Source organism: Buttiauxella sp., assembly GCF_035271705.1.
GTDB lineage: Bacteria > Pseudomonadota > Gammaproteobacteria > Enterobacterales > Enterobacteriaceae > Buttiauxella.
In genome coordinates, this window is sequence record NZ_DATERI010000145.1 from 1 (window position 1) to 10,685 (window position 10,685).

The following is a 10,685-nucleotide window of genomic DNA, read 5'->3' on the forward strand; positions in this document are numbered from 1 at the left end:
AAAGACTGAGTAGCACGCTTCATCAATAAGGATTTAAATTCTGCGTTATAGATATTTGAGTCCCATAGCACACCGTCTTTATCAATGCCTTCACAAGAAAAAAGAAACAGGTCGATCTCCAGTTCTTTAAGCTGGGGTATAATTGCCGGATTCACGTAGCAAGCATATTTTCGTTGTAGTAAACCGCCGGAACTAATGAGCCGTATATTTTCCCATTTTGCAAGTTCCTGGCAAATACGAACACTATTGGTAAAGACGGTAATATCGATATCGGGGAGCTGTTTTGCCAGATACCAACATGTGGAACTCGCATCCAGCGCGATGGTCATTCCTGCACTAATCCACGGTAAGGTTTGGCGTGCAATGTCAGCTTTACTGGTAAAATGGCATTTCAGGCGAGCGCTAAAAGGATCCCCACTGTCATGATTATCGTGCTTGATACTTTTAGCTCGACCATGCTGGCGAATGATTTTCCCCTGCGCCTGTAGCGCATTCAGATCCCGGCGGATTGTTTCTTTACTGACCTTTAATAGATCAGCGAGATTTTCAGTTGTTAGGGTTTCATATTGTTGAATCAGTTCTACCATAGCCGTATGGCGCATCGTCTTCACAAACACTCTCCTCTCACTGAAATAACATGGGGTAATGCAGCTTCCCCCCCATGCCCATTATTTTTATACAGAGACCCATAATTTTGGCAGGCGCGATAATCCTGACCTTCTACATCTATCCATGAGCCCTTCATTGAAAAACACATAATCCACTCATTTTAAAATACAGAACTCACTCATTAAAACCATGACCAAAACATGAATCCAACTACAATAAATATTATTGATAGATGAAGTGTGAGTATGATCACTTCAATAAAATAGCAACACTCAAATTTCTTTTGCTCATTGAATGCAAATTAAAACATACATACATGATTGGTTTTATTTATTTGCACAACCGGCACTCCAAAATATTTCAACACAATTTTTAATCATTATTTGACCGTTTAAATCCACCTGGAATAAAACGGGCATTATTGCTACTTCCATAGCAATAACATTGAATCTAAAAAAGCCATTTAACTTGATAACCATCACAACTTCCATAATGACAACTTCTTATCACCACTGAATACATGAAGATAAAAACAGGACTTCTCCATGTTTATTTTTATTTCAGAAATTTAGAGAGGCAACAAAATGGAAAGAGCTTCACTCGCTCGTGAAATCATTCATCCCTGTCTGGAGATGACTCGCCTGGGTCTAAATCAGGGGACGGCGGGTAATGTGAGCGTCCGTTACCGGGGTGGTCTGTTAATCACCCCATCCCTGCCAGTCACCGATTCAGTACCGATATTACCTGATGAAGAAATCGCCCTGGTGCTTGAAAAATTTAAAAGTTACGGCTTGCGTATCGAGGAGTAAACCGCCATGGAATTTCTAAGCAAAAGTTTTTCATAATAACTAACAGAATTTCTTTGGATGAAAAATATCTGGTTAGCCTTATAAACACAAGTCTGCTTATATGGAAATAACAATGAACAACAACGCAACAGAAAAATTAAGCGCAAAAACGATTGTCAGTTACGCATTGGGAGGCATTGCAGACAATACTATTTTTGTGATGATTGTAACTTTTTTAATGCTCTATTATACAGATTCAGTGGGGATCCCTACAGCAACCGTGGCAACCATTTTTCTTGTTACAAGAATCTGGGATACCCTTTCAGATTTGATTTGGGGATGGATTTTTGACAATACGCACACGCGCTGGGGTAAATTTCGTCCATGGATGATATTTGGTGGCGTCACCTGCGCATTGTCATTGATTGCCACCTATTCTGTACCCGATATCTCGCTGAGTGGGAAAATTGCCTGGGCTTATTTAACCTACTTTATGTTGAGTGCCTCCTATACATCTTTTGATGTTCCCTACTGGGCTTTATCTACCGTAATCACCCGTGATCCAGTGGAACGTAATAGATTAGTTTACATTACCAGAACAGCGGCCATGTGCGGCCAATGGCTGACCAGCCTAATGACCTTGCCATTATTAGCACTGCTGTCTAATTCCTGGAGTAAACTAGCGATTATTTATGGCATATTTTTTATTATTTGCGCCATAGTCAACTTCACTAACACTAAAGAAATACATTCGAACGAAAAGAAATCACATCATCTTTCTCCTGTGGTTTATGCTGAATTGTTCACTAAAAATAAACCGTTAATTATCCTGATGACATTTTGGTTTATTTTCAATCTTGTTATTTCTTCAAGAGTGGGTTTCGGGCTGTACTACTTTAAATATGTTTTCCATAGTGAAGCCGCAATGGCATCTTATCTGGGATTATCGACATTCCTGGCATTGCTAGGTGCCATAGTCACAGCGACTTTATCCAGCAAATTAGGGAAACTGAATTTATGCCGGTTGACCTCTGTACTGCTTGGACTGTCGTGTATTGCGATGTTCTTCCTTGGGCACGTCACCACCTGGATGGGCGTTTTCCTACAGAGCATACCGAGTTTCTTCCTCGGCGTATTGGGTGTGGTTCTTGGGGCAATGCTGCCAGATACCGTTGCATGGCATGAATTTAAAGAGAAAAAACGTGTAGAAGGGATGATTTTCTCCCTTAACCTTTTCCAGTTAAAATTATCAGGTGCTATTGGTGGGGCCGCGACAGGATATATCCTTGCATTCATCAACTACATCCCTAATACACAGCAGAGTGCATCGACTCTCGATGGCATTAATTACTCTTTCAACCTGATTCCTGGCATTTTATTCCTAGTATCAACCGTCGCCCTCTCTTTTTACGAATTATCAGAACAGCGAAATATAGAAGTTTCCGAACAACTCAAATTACGTGACGCACAAATTAGAGGTATAGTCTGATGTCTTTTTATAGTAATGATAAAACTAAAGAAATTAGTTTTCCGCTTGGTGGGATAGGAAGTGGAGGTATCGGCCTGGCTGGAAATGGCCATCTCATTGATTGGGAAATATTCAATCACCCTGATAAAGGCCGATATAACGGTTATTCACATTTTGCCATTAAGGCTGAACGTGATGGGCATGTTGTCGATGCCAGATTATTACAAGGTGACTATCAAGGCAGTGCCATGGGAGTCATGGCCCAACGTGACCGGTTAAGCAAAAAACATACTGGTTTTGGTTGCGGACCCAATAGCGAGATGATGGCCGGGATGCCGCATTTCGCGAAAGTCGATTTCAATGGGGAATTCCCCTTTGCCAACCTGTCATTCCAGGATGAGCATTTCCCAGGCGAAGTCAAACTTGTAGCCTGGAGCCCTTTTATTCCAGACAACGAAGACGACTCTTCACTGCCTTTAGCCTGTTTTGAATGGGAGATAACCAACACCAGCAATGATAATCTGGATTATACCTTAAGCTGTTCATTGCAAAATATGTCATCGGAATCAGAGACCTATAATACTTATCATCAACATGGTGATAAACATATTATTTCGCTAACACAATCGCATTGGGATAACAGTGACCCGCGTTTCGGCGAGTTGGCAATGATGACAACGGGCGGTAATATCAGCTATCAAGAATATTGGTTCCGGGGAAGTTGGTTTGATAACCTGTCAATATTCTGGCGTGATTTTTGTAAACCCGGCAAATTAATTAATCGAAAATATTCTACGGGTGGCAAAGCGGAGCAAGATTGTTCCACGTTAGCGTCACACATTCATATTCCAGCGGGAGAGTCAAAGCGGGTAAAATTTTATTTAAGCTGGTATATTCCAACAACATGGAATTACTGGCAGAAATGGTATAACAAAGAGACGCTCGAACTGGTTAGATACGAAGATTATAATGGTGAGCCTACCTGGCGTAATTATTATGCCACCCAGTTTGACAGCGCAATACACGTATTAAATTATGCTTTTAAGCATGCTGAGCGGCTCCGGGAGATGAGCCAAAAGTTCCATCATGCGCTCCATAGTTCCTCTTTACCGCCTGTCGTCCTGGAGGCCATTTCCGCGAATCTGGCCGTTTTAAAATCCCCTACCTGTCTGCGTCTTGAGGATGGCAGCTTTTATGGTTGGGAAGGTAATCTTGATAACATCGGCAGTTGTGAAGGGTCTTGTGTACATGTCTGGAATTATGCGCAAGCGCTGGCATTCCTGTTCCCTCGCTTATCCCGTAGCCAGCGAGATCTCAATCAGAAATTTAATCTTCGCTCTTCGGGAAGCCTGAATTTTAGGTTGATGTTGCCTCTGGGAAGTGCTGTTTCTGATTTTCGTGCATGCGCTGACGGGCAGTTTGGCGAAATTATCAATATCTATCGCGATTGGCTTATTTGCGGTGACAAACAGTGGTTACAAGAGAAGTGGCCAGCCATCCAGAAAATGCTGGCCTTTGCCTGGAGTACAGAAAATGACGATTTATGGGACCCTGATGCACAAGGTATTTTAACCGGTCGCCAGCACCATACTCTTGATATGGAACTGTTTGGCCCAAATCCCTGGTTGACCGGGATTTATCTTGCTGCACTGCAAGCAGGTATTTTAATTGCAGAAATCTTAGGTGATAAGGAAAAATGTCAGGAATGGGAACACATCCTCAATAATGGATTATCAAAAATAGACGAGCTATTTTTTAACGGTGAATACTATCAACAAAAAATAGATCTGACAGATAAAACGCTGTTATCGCCCTATTGTCGCGAGCATGAAACAACCTGGAATAACGATTCAGGGAATATCTATGATTTATACTGGAATGATGAACTTCAGCAGATTAAATATCAGTTAGGAGATGGCTGCCATATTGACCAATTGATGGGGCAATGGCTTGCAGACCTTTGCAGCATGCAACCGGTATTCCCTGTTAAAAATGCAAAACTGGCATTGAACGCTATCTGGGAAAATAATTTCCGCTCGATGCGTGATCACACTAATCCTTGCCGTAATTTCGCCCTAAATGATGAAAAAGGGACCTGTATTTGTGCGTGGCCAGATAAACAACCGAACATCCCCATCCCTTATGCTGAAGAGATGATGACCGGATTTGAATATCAGGCTGCATCACAGATGATCACTTACGGCCTGCTAGCTGAAGGTGTTGAAATGGTGGAAGCCATTCGCGAACGTTTTAATGGCCACAACCGCAATCCATGGAACGAATTTGAATGCGGCAGTAATTACGCGCGTTCATTGGCAAGTTATGGCTTGTTAATCGCATGGAGTGGTTTCCGCTTCGATATGGGTAAGCATGCAATATCGTTCAATCCTGTTGACCAAAAGTTGCGTGAACAAAGCTATTTCTGGTCACTCAGTGGCGGATGGGGAGTGGCTCAATTTACACCCGCTGAGTTTGTTTTAACGGTGCTGGGTGGGCAGTTAAATGTGCAGAAAGTCGGGCTTGCACTGCACAAAAACGTGGCATCAGTCTGGGTGGGTGACCAGCAAATGACTCAATGGGAATATGATGAAGCCGGTATCACCTTGATTGAAATAGCGAATATTACTGAGGATAAACCGTTACGTCTTCTGCTCAACACTTTCGAATAAGGAGATATTGGCAGTGAAATTTGTGCCTGCGGCATTTTGCAGCAGGCACGCCAATCTACGGGAATACATGAATCACCTGACAATACGTAGCGCAGTAAACAGCTTGTCGGGGATACATTTAATTAACATAAACAGACTTACCCTGGTTGGTTTCCGGTGAATTACGGGTATCCTTAGCCGATTCTCATCAATTTCAATTTTTTCGAAATCCCGGAACTGTCTCTCTATGCGTATGATGCGTAAACCGTTAAAAATGCCGCTATTGTTGCTGGCATTGTTGTCTTGTTTGTTGTTGACCCCCTTCCTTTCTCAAGCCGTCGAGGCCACAGAGCATCCTGACACTGAAGAGTCGGTTAAGGTCAATGTCAGCACTGCGCTTCCTGCGCTGCAAAAGCAGTTGGATTCACTCAAACAACGAGTGTCTACCGCGAAAGCTGACAAAGAGTTCACCACCCTTAATGACGATTCACAAAATCTGGTCACTCAAGCAGATAAGCTCACCGTTGCGTTAACTCCACAATTAGCACAGATTCAGGCGCAGCTGGACGTGCTTGGGCCCGTTCCGGCACCGGGTACGCTGACGGAAACACCGCAGGTGATTAGTCAGCGTAAGCAATTGAACAACAGTAAAACCTTGCTCACGACACAAATTGAGCAAACCAAAGCGATTATCGTGGGTGCGCAAAACCTCTCATCACAGATTGCTGGGCTACGTCGTGACGCGCTAAAAACACAAATCGCGCTTAATACCGGCAGTATTCTGGGCGAGAACTTCTGGTCACCCGTTTTTGACCCAAGCGATAAAGATGCCTCGCGTTTCAGCGATTTTGGGACGCAAGTGAGCGATGCATGGCACCAGGCATGGAGCGAAGACTGGCGTCTGGGAAGCGCTATCTATCTGCTTCTGGCGTTAGGCATTGGAATATTTGGCCGTCGTTTACTGGACAAGCCAATGAATTGGGTGTTGCCTCGCTGGCTGCCACAAGGTCGTTTTCGTCGCAGTTTCCTCGCCTGCTTTACCACGTTAAGCACCACGTTGACGTTGGGTATAAGCATGCAGTTGTTGTGCTATACCTTCACCCGCCTACCCGACACCTCGCAATGGATAAATGAATTTGCCGACCAACTGGTTGAGCTAACCTATTTTTCAGCGGTGATTGCCGGTTTGGGTATCGCTCTGTTGTCGAATAACCATCCGTCCTGGCGTCTGCCGGGTATTGCAGATCCACTGGCGAAAACGCTGGCCTCGTTCCCGATTTTGCTGGCGACCTTCATCTTTATCTTTGGCATCATCGAACAGCTTAATGCGTTGCTCGGTGCAAGCATTGCTGCCACGCTTTTTGGCAACGGCCTGGCGGCTTTGCTGGTGGCACTCAATTGCCTGATTGCGCCGATTCGCGTGAACAGGATTCGCCGAAAAATGAGTGCCGATGGTGAGCAAACCGAGGCTCGCTCTACGGTTGCGGGTCTTATCCATCTGGTCATCAGCCTTACCGCATTTGTTATCCTGCTGGCATTATTGATTGGCTATATTCCGCTGGCGCGCTTCGTCACCTTCGAATTGCTATGGATTGGTCTGGTTGTTTCCAGCCTGTATCTGCTGATTCATTTCGTGGTGGATTTATGTGAAGCGGTCTTTTCACCGACCACCCAGGCGGGGAAAATCCTCAAAAGCACGCTAAGCCTTAATGACCGCCATCTTTCACTTGCCTCGACCTTGTTTTCCGCTTTGGGGAAAACCAGCCTTTTGATCATGGCCGCTGTTGCGCTGCTCAATGGCACCTTCGGCACCACGACGCCGATGGAATTACTCATCAAAGTTGCGGAAATGTGGGGCGGGAAAGGTCTTGAAGGGATGAATATTATCCCTGCACACGCGGTAAACGCGGTGTTGTGCCTGGTCGTCGGTTGGTATGTATTGCGTTCCACACGTCGCTGGTTGGATAACGATTTCCTGCCAAAAACCAATATGGATCGCGGCCTGCGTGCCTCGTTGGTGACGTTGTTTACCAACGTCGGCTACGTGCTGATTATCATGCTGACGCTGTCGATGCTCGGCATTGAATGGAACAAACTGGCCTGGATAGTCAGCGCCCTGTCGGTGGGTATCGGTTTTGGTTTACAGGAGATTGTGAAGAACTTTATCTCTGGGTTGATTTTGTTAACCGAGCGCCCGGTAAAAGTGGGTGATTTGGTGAGTATCAGCGGAGTTGAAGGTGATATTCGCCGTATAAACGTGCGTGCAACGGAGATCCAGTTAAGCGATAAATCCACGGTTATTGTGCCCAATTCACAGCTTATTTCGCAGAACGTGCGTAACGCCACGATGGGCAACGCCCAAGGGGTGGCGACCATTACTCTGACTTTCCCGTTGGATATCGACCCTGAACAAGTGCGCAATTTACTGATCGAAGCTTATAATTTACATGAATCTATTCTGGAAAACCCACCACCGTCAGTCAGCTTTAAAGAGCTGGGGCCAACTGGAATTGTGCTGAGCGTCACCGGCAATGTGAATAGCCCGCGTATGGTCAGCGCAGCGCGCAGCGATCTGCTTTACGAGATCCTTAAAATGCTGCGTGCGGCGGAAATAAGCCTAAGCCAGACACAGACGATGGTCCTGGAACAACCCATTAATAAGGCTGCTACGGTAGCATAATCGACAAAGCCACTGACCGTTCGCGGGTCAGTGGCCCTTCACATGAAGGTGTAAAACCCCCCGCTCGCCCATCAATCATTCTTTTTAAGAATACTTACCGAAAACACCCTCATCAATTTGATTTATATCAACAACGGCTAAGCTACTCGGCAGCATTATTTCGCCGCAAAATTACATTCAATTCCTTAAACTTTTCCAATGGGCAATAATTAAGGGATGCTAATAAATAATAGAGGCAATGATGAATAAGTTTAACCTGGTAGTAGCAACGCTGGTGGGTGGATTGGTGTTATCCCCTGTGGCAATGGCACTGGATTTGGCCGATGGTAGCTGGAAAGGTGCAGGTGATCCGGTGAGCGTGGTTGTCAGCGCTAACGCGGTGACCATCAATGGTAAAAAAGCGACCCAAACCATTAACAATCCTGATTTTGCAGAGTGGAAAGGTGCGGGTTACACCCTGAGTTTCACCCGCAACGGTTATGAAACAACGGGCGAATGGGCGAAATCGCATAAACATGGTGCATTGCAACAAGCCGACAGCACCAGCGCGACGAGTGCGAAGAAACTCGAGAAAAAAGATCTGATGGGCCTGTCCACCAGCGCAGTAGAAGCGAAATTGAAAGCCGCTGGCTGGGAAGAAGTTTATCCGTATACCGAATATACCCTAAAGGGTCAGCGCGTGAAGATTCAATACCGCGCCGATTACTCTAATTCTGTTGTTTTTCAGTAAGTAAAAAGGCCGGTCACGGATGACCAGCCTTCAGTTTAGTTAATTAAGTTTAGTTCATGCAGTTTACTTATCAGGACAACAATTCAATCGGTTCTGAATTGCCGCGAGCACGCCACAACACAAACCAGCGTTGAATCGACGCCACCATAATCACCAGCCCAAGTGCGACCATCACAATCGAAATCGTACCGTTGAAGATGTTGAAGCCTTTGGCTGCGCTATTGAAATAGACGTTTTTCACCATCCAATACGCTGCGTAGTTTACCGTCACGTACAGGTACGACAGCGGTATCAGGCAAGTCAGTGCATACCAACGCTTTTCCGACATACGCAAAATAATAGTGGTACCGATCATCAGGCCGATGGAGGCCATCAGTTGGTTAGATACCCCAAACAACGCCCACACTGAGTTGATATCACCGGAGTTCAACAGATAACCCCACAGCACACAGGCCACGATGCTGCAACCAATCGCACCTGGCATCCAGTTGGTGCGTTTCAGCGGAGGCCAGATATCACCGAGGAAATCTTGCAGCAAATAGCGAGCAACACGCGTGCCGGAATCCACTGCCGTCAGGATAAATACCGCTTCAAACATGATGACGAACTGGAAGAAGTAAGAGGCTAAATGGCTAAACCATGGGATGCGCGTAAAGATATCTGCCATACCCACCGCCAGGGTCACTGCCCCACCGGTACGCCCGTATAAATCCAGACCGATAGACTCGCTAAGCTGCGGCAGATTGACTACGTCCATGCCGAGACCAGCAAACACTTCAGGTGTCGCGTTGATCGCGAAGTAATCCGCAGGATGCAGTGCGGTCGCGGCGATTAACGCCATCACACCGACGACGCATTCCGCAAGCATCGCACCGAATGCCACCGGCAGAATATCGTTCCATTTATCGATTTGCTTGGGCGTGGTGCCGGAACCGATAAACGCATGGAAACCAGAAATAGCACCGCACGCAATGGTGATTGAGATAAATGGCCAAACCGGTCCTGCTAACACTGGGCCGTTACCGTGGATAAACTGGGTCACCGCCGGGAACTGAATTTCCGGGTTAATGAACACCACGCCAACCACCAGCGCACCGAATACACCAATTTTCATAAAGCTTGAGAGGTATCCGCGCGGCGTAAGCAGCATCCACACCGGGAGTGCGGTTGCAAAAAACGCATAGAACGGCAGCACCAGGCTAACGGTCGACGCGCGGAAACTCAGCCATTCGCCGAATGCGGACTCCTGAATATACGGCCCAGCTATCACACAGGCGAAAATCACGATAATGCCAACCCAGGTTGCACCGCGCATGCTGCCAGTGAAACGCTCCCACAGGCCGACGCAAATTGCCACCGGGATGGTCATAAACACCGCGAATGTCCCCCACGGGTTACGTTCCAGCGCATGAACCACCACCATCGACAAACCCGCCATGGTAATGGTGATGATGAACAGCATTGCCAGCCCGGTACACCAGCCAGCCACTGGCCCAAGCTCCGCTTTTGCCACTTCTGAAAGTGACTTTCCACGGTGCTTCATTGAAGCGAAAAGCACCACGGTATCGTGCACCGCACCGCCCACCACACAGCCAATTAATAGCCATAAGAAGCTTGGCAAGTAGCCGTATTGTGCCGCCAGTACTGGGCCGACCAACGGGCCAGCTGCAGCAATCGCCGCAAAGTGGCTGCCAAAGTTAACCCATTTTTTAGTTGGGACGTAATCTTTGCCGTCCTCAAGAATATGTGACGGTGTGATTTC

At 46.3% G+C, this 10,685-nt stretch carries 7 protein-coding genes and 1 pseudogene; 5 read left to right on the forward strand and 3 right to left on the reverse strand.

Annotation, left to right across the window (positions count from 1 at the left end; all coding sequences use genetic code 11):
- Together fucR and VJY99_RS13450 are read right to left on the reverse strand one after the other, a co-directional pair.
- Positions 1–602: L-fucose operon activator (fucR, locus tag VJY99_RS13445; RefSeq protein ID WP_414641596.1), on the reverse strand; the 602-nt coding region annotated here is incomplete at its 3' end.
- 333 nt (positions 603–935) lie between these two features.
- The gene (locus VJY99_RS13450) at positions 936–1,100 is read right to left on the reverse strand and encodes a hypothetical protein (protein ID WP_324119228.1); all 165 of its coding nucleotides are present in this window, start codon (positions 1,098–1,100) and stop codon (positions 936–938) included.
- A 93-nt stretch (positions 1,101–1,193) separates the two neighbouring features.
- Here VJY99_RS13450 and VJY99_RS19675 point away from each other — a divergent pair.
- The 5 genes and pseudogenes from VJY99_RS19675 to VJY99_RS13475 all read left to right on the forward strand — a co-directional run.
- A pseudogene (locus VJY99_RS19675) lies at positions 1,194–1,322 on the forward strand (class II aldolase/adducin family protein); the annotation flags it as partial.
- Positions 1,323–1,530: 208 nt separating this feature from the next.
- Entirely contained in the window at positions 1,531–2,886 is a 1,356-nt protein-coding gene (locus VJY99_RS13460; RefSeq protein ID WP_324119232.1) for a glycoside-pentoside-hexuronide (GPH):cation symporter, read from the forward strand.
- A complete protein-coding gene (locus VJY99_RS13465) occupies positions 2,886–5,534 on the forward strand; it encodes a GH116 family glycosyl-hydrolase (protein ID WP_324119234.1) in 2,649 nt (882 codons plus the stop codon). Before VJY99_RS13460 ends, VJY99_RS13465 begins: the two co-directional genes overlap by 1 nt.
- Before the next feature lie 235 nt (positions 5,535–5,769).
- A complete protein-coding gene (locus VJY99_RS13470; protein WP_324119240.1) occupies positions 5,770–8,193 on the forward strand; it encodes a DUF3772 domain-containing protein in 2,424 nt (807 codons plus the stop codon).
- A gap of 241 nt (positions 8,194–8,434) precedes the next feature.
- Positions 8,435–8,923 (forward strand): hypothetical protein, encoded by a 489-nt coding sequence (locus VJY99_RS13475; RefSeq protein ID WP_324119236.1) that lies wholly within the window; start codon positions 8,435–8,437, stop codon positions 8,921–8,923.
- A 70-nt stretch (positions 8,924–8,993) separates the two neighbouring features.
- Here VJY99_RS13475 and VJY99_RS13480 read toward each other — a convergent pair.
- Positions 8,994–10,685: carbon starvation protein A (locus VJY99_RS13480; protein WP_324119238.1), on the reverse strand; the 1,692-nt coding region annotated here is incomplete at its 5' end.

What these genes read in the sequence shown, in the direction of transcription:
- VJY99_RS13450 (WP_324119228.1), bottom strand. Translation starts at nt 1,100, where the DNA reads ATGGAAGTTGTGATGGTTATCAAGTTAAATGGCTTTTTTAGATTCAAT.
- VJY99_RS13465 (WP_324119234.1), top strand. Translation starts at nt 2,886, where the DNA reads ATGTCTTTTTATAGTAATGATAAAACTAAAGAAATTAGTTTTCCGCTT.
- VJY99_RS13470 (WP_324119240.1), top strand. Translation starts at nt 5,770, where the DNA reads ATGCGTAAACCGTTAAAAATGCCGCTATTGTTGCTGGCATTGTTGTCT.
- VJY99_RS13475 (WP_324119236.1), top strand. Translation starts at nt 8,435, where the DNA reads ATGAATAAGTTTAACCTGGTAGTAGCAACGCTGGTGGGTGGATTGGTG.
- VJY99_RS13460 (WP_324119232.1), top strand. Translation starts at nt 1,531, where the DNA reads ATGAACAACAACGCAACAGAAAAATTAAGCGCAAAAACGATTGTCAGT.